Consider the following 20027-nt stretch of genomic DNA (forward strand, 5'->3'; position numbering starts at 1 on the left):
TACGGGTTCGGAGACCGATACCCGATGACCAGGGGAAACAATGAACCGCGACGCCGCTGCCACTGACGACACGACGATCGACGTCGACGATTGCTGGAACCGGATCGGCACGCTCGGCGATCGCTCGTGCGAGCGGCTCGCCGACTGCCTGCGTTGCCTGAACTGTCCGGTCTACGCGTATCACGCGGCGAAACTGCTCGAGCGTCCGCTCGGCCGCGCGGAGATGGCCGAGGCCGCGCAGCGGATGCGCGCGTCCGACGTCGCGCATGCGCCGCGCGACGGCGCCGACACGCGCGACGCGGCGCTCGCGTTTCGCGTCGCCGACGAATGGCTCGCGCTGCCGATTCGCGTGCTGCGCGAGATCGCCGGCACGCGGCCGATCCATTCGCTGCCGCACCGCCGTCATCCGGCCGTGCGCGGCGTCGTGAACGTTCGCGGCACGCTGCGCATCGCGATCTCGATCGGCGCGCTGCTCGGCCTCGATGCCGGCGGCGCCGAGCGCAGCCGCGGCGACGGCCGTACCGATGGCCGCACCGACGGCCGCACCGATGGGCGCTTTACGCGGCTGCTCGTCGCCGCGCATCACGGCGAGCCGGTCGTATTCCCGGTCGACGAAGTCGAAGGCGTGCTGCGCTTCGGCGCATCGGACTGGGTGCCCGTACCGGCGACGGTCGGCCGCGCGAGCGCGGGCCTGTCGCGCGGCGTGCTGTCGTGGCGCGGCAAGTCCGTCGGCCTGCTCGACGACGATCGGCTGTTCGACGCCGTCACGCGGAGCATGCGATGAGCAACGACGACGATCTGAGCCACCTGTCGCTGCTCGAACTCTATCGCGAGGAAACGCGCACGCAGACGCAGGCGCTGTCCGAACGCCTGCTCGCGCTCGAAGCCGGCGAGCCCGACGCGGCCGCGCTCGAGGCCTGCATGCGCGCCGCGCATTCGCTGAAGGGCGCCGCGCGTATCGTCGGCGTGCCGCTCGGCGTCGACATCGCGGGACGGATGGAAGAGTGCTTCGTCGCCGCGCAGGCCGGCACGATCACGCTGAGCGCCGCGCACGTCGACGTGCTGCTGGCCGGCGTCGATCTGCTGGTGCGCGTCGGCGATCCGCATGCGGCGCCCGTGTCGCCCGCCGAGATCGACGCATTCGCGGCAGCGCTGACCGGCGCCGACGGCGCGCACACGATGCGGATGCCCGCCGCGGCGCCGACGCCGCCCGTCGTCGCGTCGCGCGAGCACGACGCGGCCGCGAACGAGCCGGCCGGCGCGTCGATCGCGGTGCCGCCGCCGGGCGTGCCGCGCGCGGCGGCCGAGCCCGCGCAGGCGAACCGCACGGCCGGCGCCGGTGCGATGCGCCGCGTTCGCGCCGATACGCTGGACCGGCTGCTGAGCCTGTCGGGCGAGTCGCTCGTCGAATCGCGTTGGCTCAAGCCGTTCGCCGAGTCGATGCTGCGCGTGAAGCGCGCGCAGCGCGATGCCGCGCGCGCGCTGGACCTCGTGTACGAGCAGTTCGCGGACGAGCTCGACGCGGGCGTGCTCGCGTCGATGAACGAAGTGCGGCACATGCTGAACGATCTGCAGCGTTCGTTCGCCGAGCGGATGGACGAGTTCGACCGCTTCGAGCGACGCAGCACGCACATCGCGGAGCAGCTGTACGACGAGGCGCTGCAGTGCCGGATGCGGCCGTTCGGAGACGCGACGCGCGCGTATCCGCGCATCGTCCGCGATCTCGCACGCTCGCTCGGCAAGCAGGTGCGGTTCTCGATCGTCGGCGAAGCCACGCAGGTCGACCGCGACATCCTCGACCTGCTCGACGCGCCGCTCGGCCATCTGCTGCGCAATGCGATCGACCACGGCGTCGAGTCGCCCGAGGTGCGGCGCGCGCGCGGCAAGCCGGCCGAGGCGAGCGTCACGCTCGAGGCGCGCCATAGCGCGGGGTCGCTGCTCGTCAGCGTGATCGACGACGGCCCGGGCGTCGACATGGACGCGCTGCGCGCGGCCATCGTGCGCCAGCATCTGACCGACGACGAGACGGCCGCGCGGCTGTCCGACCCCGAGCTGCTCGAATTTCTGCTGCTGCCCGGCTTTTCGATGCGCGACGCGGTGACCGACGTGTCGGGCCGCGGCGTCGGCCTCGACGCCGTGCAGGAAATGGTGCGCAGCGTGCGCGGTGCGGTGCGCATCTTCAACGAGCCGGGCGCGGGCATGCGCTTCGTGCTGCAGCTGCCGCTCACGCTGTCGGTGATCCGCAGCCTGCTGGTCGAGGTCGGCGGCGAACCGTACGCGTTCCCGCTCGCACACGTGCGGCGCACGCTCGAACTCGCGCACGAGGACATCGACGTGCTCGAAGGGCAGCCGCATTTCCCCTTCGACGGCCGGCGCGCAGGGCTCGTCGCCGCGCATCAGCTGCTCGATGCGGGCGAGCCGGACGCGTCGCGCGCGAGCACGGCGGTCGTCGTGATCGGCGGCGAGCCGGAGCTGTACGGCGTCGCGGTCGACCGCTTCCTCGGCGAGCGCATGCTGGTCGTGCAGCCGCTCGATAGCCGCCTGCACAAGATCCAGAACATCGCGGCCGGCGCGCTGCTCGAGAACGGCGATCCGGTGCTGATCGTCGACGTCGAGGATCTGATTCGCTCGGTCGACAAGCTCGTGCGCGGCGGGCAGCTCGCGAAGCTCACGCGCGATCCGCAGCTCGCGTACGCGGATCGCCGCCGCCGCGTGCTGGTCGTCGACGATTCGCTGACCGTGCGCGAACTCGAGCGCAAGCTGCTCGAGAAGCGCGGCTACGACGTGACCGTCGCCGTCGACGGAATGGACGGCTGGAACGCGGTGCGCGGCGAAGCGTTCGATCTCGTCGTGACCGACGTCGACATGCCGCGGATGGACGGCATCGAGCTCGTCACGCTGATCAAGAACGATCCGCTGCTGCAGCGCGTGCCGGTCATGATCGTGTCGTACAAGGACCGCGACGAGGATCGCCGTCGCGGGCTCGACGCCGGCGCCGACTACTACCTCGCGAAGAGCAGCTTCCACGACGAGGCGCTGCTCGACGCGGTGCACGACCTGATCGGGGATGCGCGCGGATGAACATCGGCATCGTCAACGATCTGCCGCTCGCGGTCGAGGCACTGCGCCGCGTGCTCGCGCAGCGGCCCGATCATCGCGTGCTGTGGGTCGCGGCGGACGGCGACGAGGCCGTCGATTTCTGCGTCGCGCACCCGCCCGATCTCGTGCTGATGGATCTCGTGATGCCGCGGCTCGACGGCGTCGCCGCGACGCGCGCCATCATGGCGCGTGCGCCATGCGCGATCCTGATCGTCACCGCGAGCGTCAGCGCGAATACGTCGTCGGTCTACGAGGCGATGGGCGCGGGCGCGCTCGACGCCGTCGACACGCCGACGCTCGCGCTCGGGCTCTCGGCCGATGCGCCGCCGCAGCCGCTGCTCGCGAAGATCGACCAGATCGGCCGGCTGCTCGATAGCCGCGCACCGGCGTTCGTGCCGCTCCGGCCGCCGGTGGGCGCGCAGCGTCAGCCGACGCTCGTCGCGATCGGCGCGTCGGCCGGCGGCCCGACCGCGCTCGCCACGCTGCTGCGGACGCTGCCCGCCGATTTCCCGGCCGCGATCGTGATCGTCCAGCACGTCGACCAGGCGTTCGCGCTCGGCATGGCCGAATGGCTCGACGGCCACACGCGGCTGCCGGTGCGCGTCGCGCGGCACGGCTGTACGCCGCGCGCCGGCGAGGTGCTGCTCGCGGCGACCAACGATCATCTGTGTCTGTCGTCGCGCGGCGTGCTCGGCTACACGCGCGAACCGGCCGAGACGCCGTATCGGCCGTCGATCGACGTGTTCTTCGACAGCGTCGCCGAGCGCTGGCGCGGCGACGCGCTCGGCGTGCTGCTGACCGGCATGGGCCGCGACGGTGCGCTCGGGCTCAAGGCGATGCGCGCGAAGGGCTGCTATACGATCGCGCAGGACGAAGCGACGAGCGCCGTGTACGGGATGCCGAAGGCGGCCGCCGCGATCGGCGCGGCATCGGCGATCCTGCCGCTCGACCGGATTGCGCCGCAGTTGATCGCGCGCGTCGCGCGCCGCGCCGCGCGTCCGTGAGGCGGGCCGCGCGGTGCGGTCGCAGCGCGCGCAGCGCGTTGCGTGCGCGGGACGGCGTCGCGTACAATGGCCGCCTTGCGGAGATGGCATGCCTCCGTGCGGCGGTTTTCCGCGCATCGTGCGCGCCGATCCGCTGCTCAACCGCCGGTTCGTCCGGCTGATGATGCCTGCGTGTTCCTGGGTGTCAGGAGGTCGCAGGCCGTCCACGCGGTGTTCTGCCGCCCGGGTTTGATGTCCTGTCGAATCTGGAAACCATGTTTTTCTCGACTTCTGCCGATTTTTTCGCGACGGTGCGCTACGTCTGCCGCTGGCTCGCGCTGTCGATCCTGCTCGGTGCGCTCGCCGGGTCGGCTTCCGCCCTGTTCCTGATCGCGCTCGACTGGGCGACCGGTACGCGCGTCGCGCATCCGTGGCTGCTCTGGGGATTGCCCGCGGCCGGCTTCGCGACCGGCTGGGTCTACCATCGCTTCGGCCAGCCGGTGGCGCGTGGCAACAATCTGCTGATCGACGAGATTCACGATCCGAAGGCGCTCGTGCCGAAGCGGATGGCGCCGCTCGTGCTCGCCGCGACCGTCGTCACGCATCTGTTCGGCGGCTCCGCCGGCCGCGAGGGCACCGCCGTGCAGATGGGCGGCGCGCTGGCCGATCGCGTCACGCACGCGTTTCGGCTCGATCGCGAGCATCGGCGCGTGCTGCTGATGGGCGGGATCGCGGCCGGCTTTTCGTCGGTGTTCGGCACGCCGCTCGCGGGCGCGGTGTTCGGGCTCGAAGTGCTCGCGATCGGCCGGCTGCGCTACGACGCGCTGCTCGCCTGCGTCGCGTCGGCGATCGTCGCGGACGTCGTGTGCCGCGCGTGGGGCGTGCATCACACCGTCTATGCGGTGCCGTTCGTGCCGGCCGTCTCGGCGGCCGGGCTCGCTGCGACCGTCCTGGCCGGCATCGCGTTCGGCGCGGTCGGGCGGCTGTTCGCCCATGCGACGCATGCGCTCGCGGCCGGCTTCCGGCGCGCGATCCGCTATGCGCCGCTGCAGCCGGTGCTGGGCGGCGTGCTGGTGGCGGCCGCCGCGACCGCGCTGAACGTGCCGCAGTATCTGGGTCTCGGCATTCCGACGATCGAGGCCGCGTTTCGCGGCCCGCTGCCCGTGTACGACTTCGCGGGCAAGTTCGCGTTTACCGTCGTCACGCTCGCGTCGGGCTTCAAGGGCGGCGAAGTGACGCCGCTGTTCTATATCGGCGCGACGCTCGGCAACGCGCTCGGGCACGTGCTTGCGCTCCCGGTGCCGGTGCTCGCGGCGCTCGGCTTCGTCGCGGTGTTCGCGGGCGCGGCGAATACGCCGATCGCGTCGACGATCATGGCGATCGAACTGTTCGGCGCGGATATCGGCGTGTATGCGATCGTCGCCTGTGTCGTCGCGTATCTGTTTTCCGGGCATGCGGGCATCTATCGCGCGCAGCGCGTCGCGGTCGGGAAGGGGGCGCAGGCGGGACAGGAGTGACGTGGCGCGGCGGGGCGCGGCCCCGCCTGCGGTCCGACGCGATGCAGCGCGTCGCGACACGACACGACGCGATGCGATGCGATGCGACACGGTTCCCCCGCGTCGCATCGCGCATTCCATCACGCAGTCGCCCGTTGGCCGAGCGGTCCGGCTTTGTCGTCGGCGACGCGCCGCGGCGGATCGGCCAGCCCCTTCGCGAGCTCGAGCGCCTGCCGTTCGAACAGCCGACGGTAAACGCCGCCGTCGATGCGGATCAGCGCGTCGTGGCTGCCTTCCTCGATCACCTTGCCGCGATCGAGTACGAGCAGCCGGTCGAGCGCGCGCACGGTCGATAGCCGGTGCGCGACGACGAGCGTCGTGCGGCCGACCATCAGCCGCTCCATCGCCTGCTGGATCAGCACTTCGCTTTCGCTGTCGAGGCTCGACGTCGCTTCGTCGAGAATCAGGATCGGCGCGTCGGCGAGGAACGCGCGCGCGATCGCGACGCGCTGACGCTCGCCGCCCGACAGCTTGATGCCGCGTTCGCCGACGAGCGTGTCGTAGCCGTCCGGCAGCGCGGCGATGAAATCGTGCGCGCTGGCCAGCCGCGCCGCGCGCTCGATATCGGCGCGGCTCGCGTCGGGACGCGCATACGCGATGTTCTCCGCGAGCGTGCGGTGAAACAGCACCGGCTCCTGCTGGACGATCGCGATCTGGCTGCGCAGCGAATCCTGGCGCACCTGCGCGATGTCCTGTCCGTCGATCACGATGCGTCCGCCCGACACGTCATAGAGCCGCTGGATCAGCTTGATGAACGTCGTCTTGCCCGATCCCGAATGGCCGACGAGGCCCACGCGCTCGCCCGGCGCGATGCGCATCGAGAAGTCGTCGTACAGCGGCTCCGGATGATTGTCGTAGCGGAACGTCACGTGCTCGAAGCGGATCTCGCCTTCGCCGATGCGGATCGCGGGCGCGTTCGGCCGATCCTCGATGCCGAGCGGCTGACGTTCGAGCGCGACGAGCTCTTCCATGTCGTTGACCGACCGCTGCAGGTTGCGGATATGCATGCCGACATCGCGCAGATAGCCCTGCAGCATGAAGAACATCGTCAGCGCGAACGCGATGTCGCCGACGCTCGCTTCGTCGTTCGCCCACAGCCGCAGCGCGACGCCGATCATCGCGGCCTGCATCGCGACGAGCATCGCGCCCTGCAGCCCGCCGTTCAGCGTGCCGCGCACCCACGTGCGGCGCGTGCGCTGCCGCCACTTGCCGATCACGCGCGCGAGCCGCGCTTCCTCGCGCGTTTCCGCGCCGAACGCCTTGACGACGGCGTTGCAGCTGACCGCATCGGCGAGCGCACCGCCCATCCGCGTGTCCCAGAGGTTGCCGAGCCGCGCGGCCGGCGCGACGATGCCGAGCGACACGGCGACCGTCACCGTGATGTACAGCAGCGAACCCGCGCCGACGACGAGCCCCATCACCGGCCAGTGCGTGCCGAGCAGCACGGTCGCGCCGACGAGCATCGTCACCGACGGCAGCAGCGCGATCAGCACGGTGTCGTTCAGCAGGTCGAGCGCCCAGATGCCGCGCGTGATCTTGCGCACGGTCGAGCCGGCGAAGCTGTTCGCGTGCCAGTCGGTCGAGAAGCGCTGCACGCGATGGAACGACGCGGCGGCGATCTCGCTCATCATCTTCAGCGTCAGCGTGATGATGTTCAGATAGACGCCCTGGCGCAGCAGCGTCGCGCCGATGCCGAGCGCGGCGAGCGTGCCGAACGCGACGAGCGCCGCATGCCAGGCGGCCGCGCGGTCGGCGAGGCCGGCCGACAGCGCGTCGACGAGCCGGCCGGCGAACAGCGGCGTGAGCACGTCGGCGAGCGCGGCGAGCAGCGCGAACGACGCGACGACGGCGATGCGCGCCGGCTGCCGGCGCCAATAGCGGAAAGTGAAGCCGAAGACGGCCCGGAATGCGTGGCCGCCCAGATGGGTGGTTTTTCTGGTCATGTATTGTTGCCCGGCGCATCGCGCGACGGGACTTTCCGGTTCGGAGAACGTCGAAAACGCAACAGCCGGAACCGCGTGCATCGCGCGGCGAAACGGAAAACGGGGCTGTCGGGACAGTGCGCGGGCAGGCGGACTAGCGAAACATCCGGGAGCCGGCGCGGACGGCGCGCTGAATCAGCGGTGCCGTGAGACCACGTTCGGGAAGGCGGCTGGCATTCGGAACATCTGCACCTCCCTGAAGTGAACGGTTGAAAGGACGCCGAAAAGACGTAACGCGATTCTATCAGCGTTGTCCGATCCGTCGCAACGTCCGACGAATCGGCTGTTGCGACGTCGATACGGTTAATATTCGGGGTTTTGTCCCTGCTTCAGCGGATCGCGCGGCGCGCTGCGCCAACGTGGCGCGCTCCGCCCGGATTCACCCCGATTCATTCCGAGGAAACGATGAGCGACGTTCAGCACGGCATCCTGGCTCCGATCGATACGGCGGCCCGATACCTGACCTTCACGAATTCGAACGACGGCAACGTCGCGGCGGCGCTTGCCGCGCTGCGCGAATGCGTCGACGGACGCGACACGGTGGTCGGGTTCGGGCACTCGCTCGCTGCGTACATCGGCCGTCCGATTCCGGGGCTGACCGACTATCCGGCGTTCGCGGTGAACGACCGCACGCTGCCCGCGACGCCGGCCGACATCTGGGTATGGCTGCGCGGCGACGATCGCGGCGATCTCGTGCTGCGTTCGCGCGCGATCGAGCGTGCGCTCGCGCCCGCGTTCGTGCTGCAGGACGCGGTGGACGGATTCCGCTATTCGAACGACCGCGATCTGTCCGGCTACGAGGACGGCACGGAGAATCCGGTCGGCGACGCCGCACGTGCCGCCGCGATCGTGAGCGGGCAGGGCGCGGGGCTCGACGGCGGCAGCTTCGTCGCCGTTCAGCAGTGGCTGCACGACTTCGACCGGATGGAGCGCATCGCGCCGCACGACATGGACCACATTGTCGGCCGCCGCCGCTCGGACAACGAGGAACTCGACGACGCGCCCGCGTTCGCGCACGTGAAGCGCACCGCGCAGGAGAGCTTCGAGCCCGAGGCGTTCATGCTGCGCCGCTCGTCGCCGTGGTCGGACGCGCGCCGTGCCGGCCTGTACTTCGTCGCGTTCGGCCATTCGTTCCGGGCGTTCGACGTGCAGATGCGCCGGATGAGCGGCGCGGACGACGGCATCGTCGACGGGCTGTTCCGTTTCACGCGGCCGCTGACGGGCGCGTATTTCTGGTGTCCGCCGATGAAGGACGGCAAGCTCGATCTGTCGGCGTTCGGGCTGTGAGCGCGCTGCGGCGCGCAAGCGAACGGGCGGGTGCGCACGACGTGCGACCCGCCCGTTTCGTTGTGGACGCGCGATGCGCCGGACGACGCGGCTTCAGCGCAACGTCGTCTCGATCCGCGTACCGCGCTTGATGAACAGCGTGACCGGCGTCTTCTCGCAGATTTCCGCGAGACGCTGGCGCTGCGCGTCGTCGAGCGTGCCGTCGAGCGCAACGGTGCGGCGCACGTACTGCAGGCCTTCGCGATCGGCGTGCAGCTCGGTATGCACGTCGATCCGCACGGCCGGCCACTGCTTGCGCTGCATGTACATGCGCAGCGTTGCGGCCGTGCATTGCGCGAGGCCCGCGAGGACGAACTCGTACGGCGCGGGCCCGACGTTGCGGCCGCCTTCGCGTTCGCCTTCGTCGCCGGTCAGCGCATGCGAACCGGCCTGCACGCGAACGACATAGTCGGGCGCGTCGGCATCGAGCGTGGCGGCGGCGTGGATCAGCGACATGATGAATCTCCGGTAGCGATGGCGCGCGCCGCGGCGCGGCGTGCGAGCCGCCAGCATACCGCCGCTGCGGCGATCGTGCGCGTAGCGCGCGGCGCACCCCGTGCGAGACACGTGCAGGCGACGCGCCGTACACGATTCAGCAGCGGCATACCGGCCGCGTGCCGTGCCCTGTAGTAATCCGCCATCATGCTGTCCGTGTCGGCCAACTCGCGCGCAAGCGGCGACGCGTTCGGCTAAGATGCCGTCGCTTCATAAATTGAGATAACCGTCCTGTCGCCAGCATTCAAAACCACTATAAGCCGGACAGTTCGACGGGATTACAAGAAGTCGGAACGAGTCGGGGGCTTGGCACGTGGACGCAGCAGATGCAGCAGATCAGCGGTGGGTCGTTATCTATTTGAGCGCGGGATTTTCGTTGGCGCAGGCCGCGCGGCTCGGCGAGGCGTTCAATCTGGCCAATCGCCTGCATGCGTTCGGTGCGGATTATCAGCCGAAGTACGTATCGGAAAGCGGCGGGCTCGTGACGTCGTCGTCGGGCGTGCGGATCGCCGTCGATCCGCTCGGCGACGAGCATGCCCGTCGGGCGATCGCGTTCTTTCATCTGCACGGCGAGCGGGCGAGCGTGCGTCGCGATGAGGCATTGCACCGGCGCCTGAGCGAGATCCGTCGGCACGCGCGATGGATCGTCGATGCGATGGACCTGCCCGCACTCGCGGCGGCGTCCGTGCCGACGCGGCGCAATGGGTCGGCTTCGCATGCGCAGGAGGCGCCGCATGCGGTATCGGGTGCGGCCGAGCTGCAGCAAGCGGACACCGCCGTGTTCACGGCCGCGCTCGACATGTTTCGCGCCGACCTGGGCGATAGCGTAGCCGAGGAAATCGCGTCGAACCTGCTGCGCCCCGTCGAGCAGCGCTATGTGCAGTCGATGTGGGCGTTTCGCGAACTGAGCGCGAGCCCGCCGATCCGGATGTCGGCGCAGCGGCTGCGCGTGCAGAGCGTCGAGCGCGTGTCGATTGCGCAGATCGCGCGCGCGGCCGCGATGAGCGAGCGCAATTTCCTGCGGCGCTTCAAGAAGGAGATCGGCGTGACGCCGACCGAGTTCGTGCAGCACGTGCGCCTCGAGCGGGCGTGTCACATGCTCGTTCATACGATGCTGCCGGCCGACAAGGTCGCGCGCCGCACGGGCTTCGGCAGCGGCGAGCGTCTCGCGAAGCTGTTTCGTCAGCGCATGCTGATGTCGCCGACGGAATTTCGCGTCGCCGAACGCGAACGGATGCTCGCGAACGGCGCCGCCTTGCCGGCGCCCGAGATCGCGCGCGTGAACGGCGTGCCGCCGCCGCATCGGATCGTGCGCGACGACGCGCACGAAAAAACGGGCCGGATATCCGTAAAATCGCCGTATCGCGATTTCGAGCCCCGGTTTCCATGCGCTTCCTCCCCACCACCGCTACTGCGCCGTTCTGCCCGTCGGAAGTAAAGGGCAGCATCACGATCGAGGCCGGCGCGTCGCGCTGGCTGAAGCTCAAGCGTTTCTTCGGACCGGGCCTGCTCGTCGCGATCGGCTACATGGACCCCGGCAACTGGGCGACCGACATCCAGGCCGGCTCGCAGTTCGGCTATGCGCTGCTGTGGGTCGTCGCGCTGTCGAGCGTCTCCGCGATCTTCCTGCAGATGCTCGCCGCGCGGCTCGGCCTCGTCGCCGGCCGCGATCTCGCGCAGGCGAGCTACGACCGTTACGGACCGTTCGGACGCGTCGTGCAGTGGCTGACGGCCGAGGTCTCGATCATCGCCTGCGACATCGCCGAAGTGCTGGGCTGCGCGCTCGCGTTCAAGCTGCTGCTCGGCGTGCCGCTCGCGTGGGGCATCGTGCTGACCGCGCTCGACACGGTGATCGTGCTCGGTCTGCAGGGCAAGGGCGTTCGCCAGATCGAGGCGATCGTGCTGGCGCTGATCGCGACGATGGCGTTCTGCTTCGTCGCGCAGGTCGCGATCACGCCGCCCGACTGGCGCGCCGTCGCCGCCGGCCTCGTACCGGGCGCGCCGGGCCACGACCGCCACGACGCGGTCGTGCTCGCGCTCGGCATCGTCGGCGCGACGATCATGCCGCACAACCTCTATCTGCATTCGTCGGTCGTGCAGACGCGGCGCGTGATCGGCGGCGCGCGCGGCACGATCCGCGACACGCTCGCGCTGGTGCGCATCGACACCTGCGTGTCGCTGTTCGTCGCGATGCTCGTGAACGCGGCGATCCTGATCGTCGCGGCCGCCGCGTTCCATGCGACGGGTCAGACGCACGTGACCGACATCGAGCAGGCGTACAGCCTGATTACGCCGATCGCGGGCGGCGCGGCCGCGCTGCTGTTCGGCATCGCGCTGCTCGCATCGGGCCAGAGCTCGACGCTGACGGGCACGATCGCCGGCCAGGTCATCATGGACGGCTTCCTGCACATGAAGATTCCGTGCTACCAGCGCCGGCTGATCACTCGCGGGCTCGCGCTGGTGCCCGCGCTGATCGGCGTATTGTGGCTTGGCGAACATTCGGTCGGCCGACTGCTCGTATGGAGCCAGGTGCTGCTGAGCCTGCAGCTGCCGTTCGCGATGTGGCCGCTGATCCGTTCGGTCAGCGATCGCGCGACAATGGGCGAGCACACGATCGGCCGCGGCATGCAGGCGCTCGCATGGGTGCTGTTCGCGGCGATCACCGGAACGAATCTGCTGCTGATCAGCGGTGTCGCGGGCTGATACAGCCTGACACACGCTGACACAGACGCCCCGCGCGCATGCGTTAAACTGCGCGCTTTCAGCCGTCGTGCGAATGCAATATGTGGAGTCAAATCAGCAACATAGGCGATGCCGCGTTGACCTTGCCGATCGCGCTCACGTGCGCGGGGTGGCTCGCCGTGTCGAACTGGCGGCTCGCGGTGCGCTGGATCGCGCTGCTCGCGGCCGGCATGGCGCTCGTCGGTGCGACGAAGATCCTCTATGCGGGCTGCGGCGTCGCGCTGCCGGCGTTCGATTTCCGGATGATCAGCGGCCATACGATGCTGTCGACGTCGGTCTGGACCGTGGCCCTCGCCATGCTGTGGCACGCGTTCCGGCCCGGCAGCGCGCCGGGCGTCGCGGCGGGCCTCGCGATCGGCGCGGTCACGGCCGTCGCACGCGTGTTCGACGATTCGCATACCGTTCCCGAAGTGATCGCCGGCTGGCTGCTCGGTGCGCTCGTCGCGATCGTGTTCGTGCGCGCCTACGTGCGCGCGCCGAAGCGGTCGTTCTCGCCGGGCGCTGCGGCCGTGTGTCTGCTGCTGGTGTCCGGTATCGCCTACGGCCATCGCGTGCCGTTCCAGCAGATGATCGATACGCACTCGCCGCAACTCTGCGCGTTCGTGCATCCGGCGCAGGCCGGCCGGTCCTGACCATCCACTCGCGTGGCGCGCCGGGCGGCGATCCGCGGCCCGGCCGCCACGACACGCTGCGCGTCGCGGCATCGATTCGCGACGACACTTCACGACAGGAGCCGTTCCCATCATGACAGCCGTTGCGCCGCGTCTCGCCGGCAAGTGTGCGTACATCACCGGTGCCGCGGGCGGCCTCGGCCGCGCGATCGCGCGCCGGATGGTCGAGCAGGGCGCGCGTGTATTCCTGACCGACGTCGCCGACCGCGCGGCGCTCGACGCGTTCGCAGCGGAACTGAATGCGGGCCATGCGACGCCGGTCGCGTTCGCCGCCGAGCAGGACGTGCGCGACGAAGCGCGCTGGCAGACACTGCTGGCGCAGGCCAACGACGCGATGGGCGCGCTGTCGGTGCTCGTCAACAACGCGGGCGTCGGCTCGATCGCCGCGCCCGCGCAGATCGAACTCGACGAATGGCGGCGCGTGATGGCCGTAAACGTCGAAAGCATCGTGCTCGGCTGCAAGCATGCGCTGCCGTATCTGAGCGCGAGCCGCCCGGCGTCGATCGTCAACATCTCGTCGGTCGCCGCGTTCAAGGTCGAACCGGATTTCACCGCGTACAACGCGTCGAAGGCGGCGGTCGCGTCGCTGACGAAGTCGATCGCGATCGACTGCGCGCGGCGCGAACTCGACGTGCGCTGCAATTCGATTCATCCGGCGTTCATCCGCACAGGCATCATGGAGCCGCTGTTCCGCACGCTCGGCGAGCGCGATGCGACGCGCCGGCTCGCGCGCGGCATTCCGTTGCGCCGGCTCGGCGAACCGGACGACGTCGCGCATGCGGCCGTCTATCTCGCATCCGACGAGAGCCGTTTCATGACGGCCGCCGAACTCGTGCTCGACGGCGGGATGTGCGCGGTCTGACGCGCCCGGTACTGCGCGGCGGAATGGGCAAAAGTCCCGCTAAGCGCGCATCGATTTAGGAATCGTCCTATATCTCTTTCGGGTTCGCCTGTCTAAAGTGATGACCGGAAAACGACGCGGCGTGACGCATTCGTCACGCCGTTTTTATTTCGGCGCACGGCAGAAGGAGGGACGACATGCGGACGAACGGCAGGTGGCATGCGCGCGCGGCGAGGGGCCGATTGACGAGGTGCGGCGGCGCCTCAGTGTGGCAGGCGGCATTCGCTGCGTTGGGCGCCGTGCTGACGATCGCGAATGCCGCGGCCGCCCCGGCAACGGCGCCGGGCGGCATCGTGCGCTTCACCGGCGCGCTGGTCGACCGCTACGACGTGACGCTGGATCGCGCGCCGGTGGCGACGGTCGACAGCCAGCGCACCGCGGCCACGCTGCGTGTCGATGCGCAGGGCCGGCGGCTGCCCGGCGCGCAGCTGACGCTGATCGGCGCGGACGGCGCGCCGCTTGGCGAGCCCGCGCGTTCGCGCGTGCATGCGGTGTGGCGCGAGGCGGGCGGCAGTCGCGCGGTGCCCGTCGAGCGCGGCATGCAGCGTGTCGGCCCGCACGGCGGGACGTTGACGATCGCGGTGCCGGACGATGCTGGCAGGCCCGTGCCGGTGATCGTCCGGATCGCGCATCCGTGACGCGCGGCCTGCCTGCACCCGTCACGCTTCCTGTTCGGCGCGCGCGTAGATGTCCCAGCTCGCCATGAACAGCGCGGCGACGAGCGGCCCGATCACGAAGCCGTTGATGCCGAACAGCGCCATCCCGCCAAGCGTCGAGATCAGCACGACCCAGTCGGGCATTTTCGTGTCCTTGCCGACGAGGATCGGGCGCAGCAGGTTGTCGACGAGGCCGATCACGCCGACGCAGAACGCGACGAGGATCACGCACTTCCAGACCGCGCCGGTCGCGAGGAAGTAGAGCGCGGCCGGCACCCACACGAGGCTCGCGCCGATCGCGGGCAGCAGCGACAGGAACGCCATCAGCGCGCCCCACAGCACGACGCCCTGAATCCCGAGGATCCAGAAGATCAATCCGCCGAGAATGCCCTGCACGAGCGCGACCGCGATGTTGCCCTTGACGGTTGCGCGCACCACGGTCGTGAACTTCGCGAGCAGCAGGTTCTTGTGTTCTTCGTCGAGCGGCAGCGCGCGGCGCACGCGACGCCCGATCTCGCCGCCGTCGCGCAGCAGGAAGAACACCATGTAGAGCATCACGCCGAAGCTGACGATGAACTGGAACGTGTTCTGCCCGATGCTCAGCGCCTGGGCCGCCGCGAACTGGCTGATCGCCGCGGCGCCGTCGGTCAGCTTCTTCTGGATGCCGGGGATGTTGGTGAGCCCGTATTTCGCGAGCAGATGCTGGATCGACGTCGGCAGCGCGTGGATGACGTCCTGGAAGTACTTCGAATAATTCGGCTGCGCGTCCTTCAGCTCCTGGTACACGTAGGCGATTTCCTGCACGAGCGTCGCGGTGACGAACACGAGCGGCAGGATCACGATCAGGATGATCAGCGTCAGCGTCAGCAGCGCGGCCAGATTGCGGCGCTTGCCGAAGCGCGCCGCGAGCCAGCGCTGCACGGGCTGGAACAGGATCGCGAGAATGGTGCCCCAGAACACCGCGCCGAAGAACGGCGCGAGGACCCAGCATAGTCCGACGGTGACGGCGAACAGCAGGAAATAGAAGAATTTTTGATGATCGTGTCCGCTATCCATGGGTGACATGTGCAGATTGATGCTTCGTTGTAGTGAATCGCGTGACCCGGCGTGCGATCGGCTCGCGAACGTCGTGGATTCGCGGACGAGCGCGCAGGGCGGCCCGTTCGGGAGTATCCCGTAAAAAGTGCCGCCATCATAGCCGCTGTCGCGGCCGACACGAAAACGCCGCGGCCGAGGCCGCGGCGTTGCGGTGGTAGGAGCGCGGCGCGGCGCGAGCCGCGCCGTGCGCAGCTTAGATGTGCAGGCGCGTGACCTTCGTGCCGTTGACCGACACGTCGCCCATCAGGCCGGCGTTGGTCAGCACGATGACCTGAACCGGCGCGGTGGCCGTGTTCGTGTCGACGGCGCCGTTCGCCCCCGTCTTCACGAGCGCGACCGATGCGCCGGCGCCGGCCGACCAGCCGTCCGAGTTGCGGAACTCGTCGAGCGCCTGCTGCGTCATGAACAGGAACACGATCGCCTTCGACTGCGCGCCGGCCTGCAGGCCGACCGACAGCGACGACGTGTTGTAGTAGCCGACGGTGCTGCCGCCGACGCGCAGTGCGCCGTTGCCGGACTGGCCGCCGACGATGAAGCCGGCCTGCAGCACGTTCGGGAACACGAGCACGCCGCGCGCCTTGGCGACCAGGTCGCGCGAACCCGGTACGGTCGAATACAGGCGCGACAGCGTCGCGTTGACGCTCGCGTCGATCGATTCGCGCTTCGATGCGCTCGTCGAGGCGGTGTCGGACTTGTTCGGCGTGGTCGTGCAGCCGGCGAGTGCGAGACTGCCGAGCATCACGGCGGCGGCGGCTTTCATGGCGAGGGATTTCTGCATGGCGGTTCTCCTTCGTTGTCTGGTTGAGGACGGGCGGGGCGGCCGGCCCCGTTCAACGGCGGGCAAGGAGCAGGCCCGCAACGAACGCGAGGCCGGCGACGACGCCCGCGGTCTGCCACGGGTTCTCGTGCACGACCTGCGACACGCGTTCGGCCGAATCGCGCAGTCGCGCGGCTGCGGTGCCCGACGCGTAGTCGAGCGTGCTGCGCGCTTCGTCGAGGCGTGCCTGCACGCGCTTGCGCAGCGCGGCGATATCGCCGTCGCCGTCGTTCTTCAGCAGATCTTCGAGTTCGTCGACCAGCCCGCGCAGATCGTCCTGCACGTCCGCCTGCAGATCGCGGGCGGCGGAACGCGTCGTGCGGCCCACGCGCCGGCCCGTGCGCCGGACTTCGGACAAGCCGCGGTCGAGCTTGTGTTCGATCGAGTCGGTGAGCGCCATGGTGTTTATCCTCCTTTGGTCCACGCAAAAAGTTTGACGATAAGGCGAATCGCAACAACGAATGTGATTCCGATAACCGAATCAAGTTTCGAAACCCGTTTCGATTCGTTCGCCCGACGGCCCGGTCGCCCGCCGCACGCGGCCGCGCGGCCGACAAAAAATGCGCGGTTCGAACCGGGCAACGTGTGAGACGACCGTGCGAACGAAAGTGCGGTAAATATCGCGTCGGCGACGTGTCCGGTAAATAGTGCCGTTGCATGGCTTATGTTGATGCAATTGCACCATGCGCCTCTTGAGCTGGAGCAGCATCCGTGCCCGCTCGCGCCCGCCTGCGCGCGAGCCGCACGGGACGGTGCGCGGCGGGCGGTATGCCGCGGCGCACGGTGGTCGCCCGGCAGGCGCGGAATGCGCGCGACGCGCATGGTGTTGTAATCGAGCACCGATTGCGTGCGCAATCGGATGCCGGCGCGTTCTTGCGCGCGTGACAGCGGCGGCCGTCGGTACGACAATCCGGAATCCCGCCCGCGCGCCGGCCCGCATCGGCCGCATCGCCGCGCGGCGGCGCGCCGCGATGCAGCGCATTTGCACAAGGAGACACACTCATGTCGTACATGCTGTTGATCGTCGAACCGACCGATCAGCGTGCCGAGCGTACGCTCGAGGAAGGGCAGGCGCTTTACGCGCGGATGGTCGATTTCGCCGAATCGCTGAAAGCGCGCGGCGTGCTGCGCGCGGTCGAATCGCTCGAGCGCTCGGAGCGCGGCACGCGCGTGCAGGTACGCGACGGCGAGACGCGCATCGTCGACGGCCCGTTCGCCGAGGCGAAGGAGATGGTCGGCGGCTTTTTCCTCGTCGACGTCGAGACGCGCGACGAAGCGCTCGACATCGCTCGCGCGTGCCCGGCCGCGCAATGGTGCACGGTCGAGGTCCGCGCGGTCGGTCCGTGTTTTCTGTGAGGCCGCGCCGCGTCGGCGCCTGTCCGTCGTTTGACTAGGTATTTACCCTGATGCGATGCGCCGCGCGTCGATCCGGCCGCGGGCCGTTCGTCGTTCGGACAAGGCGTCGATGAATCGATGCCGTTTTCCACCGACGACAAGGAGCGAGCGATGCGATTCATGATCATGGTGCGGGCGAATGCGGTCAGCGAGTCCGGTGCGTTGCCGGACGACCGGCTGGTCGAGGCGATGACGGTCTATCACGAGGAACTCGCGAAAGCGGGCGTGCTGCTCGACGCGACGGGCCTGCAGCCCAGCGCCCAGGGCTGGCGCGTGCGCTACACGCGCGGCAAGGGCACGGTGATCGACGGGCCGTTCGCGGAAACGAAGGAACTGATCGCCGGCTACACGCTGATCCAGGTGCGCTCGCGCGAAGAAGCGCTCGAATGGACGCGCCGCTTCCCGGCACCGTTCGGCGCCGAGATGGATGCGGAGATCGAGGTGCGTCCGCTCCTGGAACTCGACGACCTGACGCCGAGCGACGCGGTCGAGCGGTTCCGCGACATCCAGACCGGCCTCGGCCACGCAGTCTGACGCTATCGTCACCGGAGCGACGCCATGCACAACGCGATCTTCGTGAATCTGCCCGTGACCGACCTGCCGCGCGCGCAGACCTTCTATCAGGCGCTCGGCTTCGCGATCGAGCCGGCCTACACGACCGAGCAGGCCGCCTGCCTGCGGATCGGCGACGCGATCTTCGCGATGCTGCTCGTGCGGCCGTTCTTCCAGACCTTCACCGACAAGACGATCGTCGAACCGGCGACGCACGTGCAGATCCTGCCGTGCCTGTCGTGCGAGAGCCGCGACGAGGTCGATCGCGTGGTGGCCGCCGCGCGCGCGGCCGGCGGCACCGTGCCGGACGCGCCGGACGAGTATCCCGGCATGTATGGCCATGCGTTCACCGATCCGGACGGCCACGCGTGGGGGCTGATCCATGTCGAACCGGGCGCGCATGCCGCGGCGGAGGCATCGTGACGCATGACGCGACGCATCGTGCCATCGAAGCCGTGTGGCGCATCGAGGCGCCGAAGATCATCGCGCGGGCCGCGCGCGTGGTACGCGACGTCGGCGTGGCCGAGGAGCTTGCGCAGGACACGCTCGTCGCCGCGCTCGAGCACTGGCCGGTCGACGGCGTGCCCGACAATCCGGCCGCGTGGCTGATGACGGCCGTGAAGCGGCGCGCGCTCGATCGGGTCCGGCAGGAAGCGCTGCATGCGGCGAAGCGGAGCCAGCTCGGCCACGAGCTCGACGCGCTCGAAGCGCACGTGGTGCCGGACATCGCCGATGCGCTCGCCGACGCGCGCGACGACGACATCGGCGACGATCTGCTGCGACTGATCTTCACGGCGTGCCATCCGGTGCTGTCGACCGATGCGCGCGTCGCGCTGACGCTGCGGCTGCTCGGCGGCCTGACGACGGGCGAGATCGCGCGCGCATTCCTGACGCCGGAGCCGACCATCGCACAGCGGATCGTGCGGGCGAAGCGCACGCTCGCGGCCGCGCGCGTGCCCTTCGAGGTGCCGGCCGCCGACGCGCGACCTGCGCGGCTCGCGTCGGTGCTCGAAGTGATCTATCTGATCTTCAACGAAGGCTATGCGGCGACGGCCGGCGACGACTGGATGCGCCCGGCGCTCTGCGACGAGGCGCTGCGGCTCGGCCGCGTGCTGGCCGGGCTCGCGCCGAACGAAAGCGAAGTGCTCGGGCTCGTCGCGCTGATGGAACTGCAGGCGTCGCGGATGCATGCGCGCACCGATGCGCAGGGCAGGCCCGTGCTGCTGCTCGATCAGGATCGCAGCCGCTGGGATCCGCTCTTGATCCGGCGCGGGCTCGCGGCGCTCGAGCGCGCGACGAAGCTCGGCGGCGTGCGCGGGCCTTACGCCCTGCAGGCGGCGCTGGCCGCGTGCCACGCGCGCGCACGCCGTGCGGCCGACACCGACTGGGCGCAGATCGTCGCGCTGTACGATGCGCTCGCCGAAGTCGCACCGTCGCCCGTCGTCGAATTGAATCGCGCGGTCGCGGTCGGCATGGCGTTCGGGCCGGCCGCCGCGCTCGAACTCGTCGACGCGCTGCGCGACGATCCGGCGCTCGCGCGCTATCACTGGCTGCCGAGCGTGCGCGGCGACCTGCTCGCGAAGCTCGGCCGCGCCGACGAAGCGAAGGCCGAGTTTCGCCGCGCGGCGGAGCTCACGCGCAACGAACGCGAAAGGGAGCTGCTGCTCAAGCGCGCGACCGACGCGTGATTCAGCCGGCGCGCTTTCGCCTGCCGCCCGCGCGCTATCGGCCGGATTGAAAAAGCCTATTGGGGG

General features: G+C 69.6%; 19 protein-coding genes and 1 riboswitch. Of the genes, 14 read left to right on the top strand and 5 right to left on the bottom strand.

What is annotated here, in order from left to right:
* Positions 1–40: 40 nt before the first annotated feature.
* The 4 genes from NP80_RS05225 (at position 41) to NP80_RS05240 (ending at position 5599) form a co-directional block, all read left to right on the top strand.
* Positions 41–784 carry a chemotaxis protein CheW gene (locus NP80_RS05225; RefSeq protein ID WP_006411564.1) on the top strand — a complete coding sequence of 248 codons (744 nt, stop codon included), beginning with the start codon at positions 41–43 and terminating at the stop codon, positions 782–784.
* Positions 781–3081, top strand: coding sequence for a hybrid sensor histidine kinase/response regulator (locus NP80_RS05230; protein ID WP_045593157.1), 2301 nt, complete (start codon positions 781–783; stop codon positions 3079–3081). Before NP80_RS05225 ends, NP80_RS05230 begins: the two co-directional genes overlap by 4 nt.
* Positions 3078–4103, top strand: a complete 1026-nt coding sequence (cheB, locus tag NP80_RS05235; protein ID WP_045593160.1) for a chemotaxis response regulator protein-glutamate methylesterase — start codon at positions 3078–3080, stop codon at positions 4101–4103. Before NP80_RS05230 ends, cheB begins: the two co-directional genes overlap by 4 nt.
* A gap of 70 nt (positions 4104–4173) precedes the next feature.
* A riboswitch (Fluoride riboswitch) is annotated at positions 4174–4280 on the top strand.
* 77 nt (positions 4281–4357) lie between these two features.
* Positions 4358–5599 carry a voltage-gated chloride channel family protein gene (locus NP80_RS05240; protein WP_045593163.1) on the top strand — a complete coding sequence of 414 codons (1242 nt, stop codon included), beginning with the start codon at positions 4358–4360 and terminating at the stop codon, positions 5597–5599.
* Positions 5600–5718: 119 nt separating this feature from the next.
* Here NP80_RS05240 and NP80_RS05245 read toward each other — a convergent pair whose 3' ends face one another.
* Positions 5719–7581, bottom strand: coding sequence for an ABC transporter ATP-binding protein (locus NP80_RS05245; protein WP_045593508.1), 1863 nt, complete (start codon positions 7579–7581; stop codon positions 5719–5721).
* A 444-nt stretch (positions 7582–8025) separates the two neighbouring features.
* Here NP80_RS05245 and NP80_RS05250 point away from each other — a divergent pair, with 444 nt between their 5' ends.
* Complete coding sequence (locus NP80_RS05250; protein WP_006409224.1) at positions 8026–8907, top strand: Dyp-type peroxidase; 882 nt, start codon at positions 8026–8028, stop codon at positions 8905–8907.
* A 93-nt stretch (positions 8908–9000) separates the two neighbouring features.
* Here NP80_RS05250 and NP80_RS05255 read toward each other — a convergent pair whose 3' ends face one another.
* The gene (locus NP80_RS05255; protein ID WP_006404199.1) at positions 9001–9402 is read right to left on the bottom strand and encodes an OsmC family protein; all 402 of its coding nucleotides are present in this window, start codon (positions 9400–9402) and stop codon (positions 9001–9003) included.
* A gap of 415 nt (positions 9403–9817) precedes the next feature.
* Between NP80_RS05255 and NP80_RS05260 the strand changes: the two genes are divergently transcribed.
* The 5 genes from NP80_RS05260 to NP80_RS05280 all read left to right on the top strand — a co-directional run bounded on the left by NP80_RS05260 (position 9818) and on the right by NP80_RS05280 (position 14393).
* Positions 9818–10879, top strand: coding sequence for a helix-turn-helix domain-containing protein (locus tag NP80_RS05260; protein ID WP_006409228.1), 1062 nt, complete (start codon positions 9818–9820; stop codon positions 10877–10879).
* Positions 10828–12144, top strand: coding sequence for an Nramp family divalent metal transporter (locus NP80_RS05265; RefSeq protein ID WP_035946025.1), 1317 nt, complete (start codon positions 10828–10830; stop codon positions 12142–12144). Before NP80_RS05260 ends, NP80_RS05265 begins: the two co-directional genes overlap by 52 nt.
* 80 nt (positions 12145–12224) lie before the next feature.
* A complete protein-coding gene (locus tag NP80_RS05270) occupies positions 12225–12815 on the top strand; it encodes a phosphatase PAP2 family protein (protein ID WP_006409223.1) in 591 nt (196 codons plus the stop codon).
* 112 nt (positions 12816–12927) lie between these two features.
* Positions 12928–13716 (top strand): SDR family oxidoreductase, encoded by a 789-nt coding sequence (locus NP80_RS05275; RefSeq protein WP_006404193.1) that lies wholly within the window; start codon positions 12928–12930, stop codon positions 13714–13716.
* 245 nt (positions 13717–13961) lie between these two features.
* On the top strand, positions 13962–14393 hold the full coding sequence (locus NP80_RS05280) for a hypothetical protein (RefSeq protein WP_006409222.1): 432 nt from the start codon (positions 13962–13964) through the stop codon (positions 14391–14393).
* A gap of 21 nt (positions 14394–14414) precedes the next feature.
* Here NP80_RS05280 and NP80_RS05285 read toward each other — a convergent pair whose 3' ends face one another.
* The 3 genes from NP80_RS05285 to NP80_RS05295 all read right to left on the bottom strand — a co-directional run bounded on the left by NP80_RS05285 (position 14415) and on the right by NP80_RS05295 (position 16726).
* Positions 14415–15467, bottom strand: coding sequence for an AI-2E family transporter (locus tag NP80_RS05285; protein ID WP_006404191.1), 1053 nt, complete (start codon positions 15465–15467; stop codon positions 14415–14417).
* A gap of 235 nt (positions 15468–15702) precedes the next feature.
* Positions 15703–16287, bottom strand: coding sequence for a BPSL1445 family SYLF domain-containing lipoprotein (locus tag NP80_RS05290; protein WP_006398036.1), 585 nt, complete (start codon positions 16285–16287; stop codon positions 15703–15705).
* 52 nt (positions 16288–16339) lie between these two features.
* Positions 16340–16726: an ElaB/YgaM/YqjD family protein gene (locus tag NP80_RS05295; protein WP_006398038.1), complete on the bottom strand. Its 387-nt coding sequence runs from the start codon at positions 16724–16726 to the stop codon at positions 16340–16342.
* A gap of 602 nt (positions 16727–17328) precedes the next feature.
* Between NP80_RS05295 and NP80_RS05300 the strand changes: the two genes are divergently transcribed.
* From NP80_RS05300 to NP80_RS05315, 4 genes are all read left to right on the top strand, one after another.
* Positions 17329–17682, top strand: coding sequence for a YciI family protein (locus NP80_RS05300; RefSeq protein ID WP_006404189.1), 354 nt, complete (start codon positions 17329–17331; stop codon positions 17680–17682).
* Between the two features lie 150 nt (positions 17683–17832).
* Positions 17833–18255, top strand: coding sequence for a YciI family protein (locus NP80_RS05305; RefSeq protein ID WP_035488200.1), 423 nt, complete (start codon positions 17833–17835; stop codon positions 18253–18255).
* Between the two features lie 24 nt (positions 18256–18279).
* Complete coding sequence (locus tag NP80_RS05310) at positions 18280–18696, top strand: VOC family protein (RefSeq protein ID WP_006409226.1); 417 nt, start codon at positions 18280–18282, stop codon at positions 18694–18696.
* Positions 18693–19961: an RNA polymerase sigma factor gene (locus tag NP80_RS05315; protein WP_045593170.1), complete on the top strand. Its 1269-nt coding sequence runs from the start codon at positions 18693–18695 to the stop codon at positions 19959–19961. Before NP80_RS05310 ends, NP80_RS05315 begins: the two co-directional genes overlap by 4 nt.
* The last annotated feature ends 66 nt before the right edge of the window (positions 19962–20027 follow it).

The sequence above is a fragment of the Burkholderia multivorans ATCC BAA-247 genome (genome assembly GCF_000959525.1).
Taxonomy (GTDB): domain Bacteria; phylum Pseudomonadota; class Gammaproteobacteria; order Burkholderiales; family Burkholderiaceae; genus Burkholderia; species Burkholderia multivorans.

What these genes read in the sequence shown, in the direction of transcription:
- NP80_RS05225 (WP_006411564.1), top strand. Translation starts at nt 41, where the DNA reads ATGAACCGCGACGCCGCTGCCACTGACGACACGACGATCGACGTCGAC.
- NP80_RS05230 (WP_045593157.1), top strand. Translation starts at nt 781, where the DNA reads ATGAGCAACGACGACGATCTGAGCCACCTGTCGCTGCTCGAACTCTAT.
- cheB (WP_045593160.1), top strand. Translation starts at nt 3,078, where the DNA reads ATGAACATCGGCATCGTCAACGATCTGCCGCTCGCGGTCGAGGCACTG.
- NP80_RS05240 (WP_045593163.1), top strand. Translation starts at nt 4,358, where the DNA reads ATGTTTTTCTCGACTTCTGCCGATTTTTTCGCGACGGTGCGCTACGTC.
- NP80_RS05245 (WP_045593508.1), bottom strand. Translation starts at nt 7,581, where the DNA reads ATGACCAGAAAAACCACCCATCTGGGCGGCCACGCATTCCGGGCCGTC.
- NP80_RS05250 (WP_006409224.1), top strand. Translation starts at nt 8,026, where the DNA reads ATGAGCGACGTTCAGCACGGCATCCTGGCTCCGATCGATACGGCGGCC.
- NP80_RS05255 (WP_006404199.1), bottom strand. Translation starts at nt 9,402, where the DNA reads ATGTCGCTGATCCACGCCGCCGCCACGCTCGATGCCGACGCGCCCGAC.
- NP80_RS05265 (WP_035946025.1), top strand. Translation starts at nt 10,828, where the DNA reads ATGCGCTTCCTCCCCACCACCGCTACTGCGCCGTTCTGCCCGTCGGAA.
- NP80_RS05270 (WP_006409223.1), top strand. Translation starts at nt 12,225, where the DNA reads ATGTGGAGTCAAATCAGCAACATAGGCGATGCCGCGTTGACCTTGCCG.
- NP80_RS05275 (WP_006404193.1), top strand. Translation starts at nt 12,928, where the DNA reads ATGACAGCCGTTGCGCCGCGTCTCGCCGGCAAGTGTGCGTACATCACC.
- NP80_RS05285 (WP_006404191.1), bottom strand. Translation starts at nt 15,467, where the DNA reads ATGGATAGCGGACACGATCATCAAAAATTCTTCTATTTCCTGCTGTTC.
- NP80_RS05290 (WP_006398036.1), bottom strand. Translation starts at nt 16,287, where the DNA reads ATGCAGAAATCCCTCGCCATGAAAGCCGCCGCCGCCGTGATGCTCGGC.
- NP80_RS05295 (WP_006398038.1), bottom strand. Translation starts at nt 16,726, where the DNA reads ATGGCGCTCACCGACTCGATCGAACACAAGCTCGACCGCGGCTTGTCC.
- NP80_RS05300 (WP_006404189.1), top strand. Translation starts at nt 17,329, where the DNA reads ATGTCGTACATGCTGTTGATCGTCGAACCGACCGATCAGCGTGCCGAG.
- NP80_RS05305 (WP_035488200.1), top strand. Translation starts at nt 17,833, where the DNA reads ATGCGATTCATGATCATGGTGCGGGCGAATGCGGTCAGCGAGTCCGGT.
- NP80_RS05310 (WP_006409226.1), top strand. Translation starts at nt 18,280, where the DNA reads ATGCACAACGCGATCTTCGTGAATCTGCCCGTGACCGACCTGCCGCGC.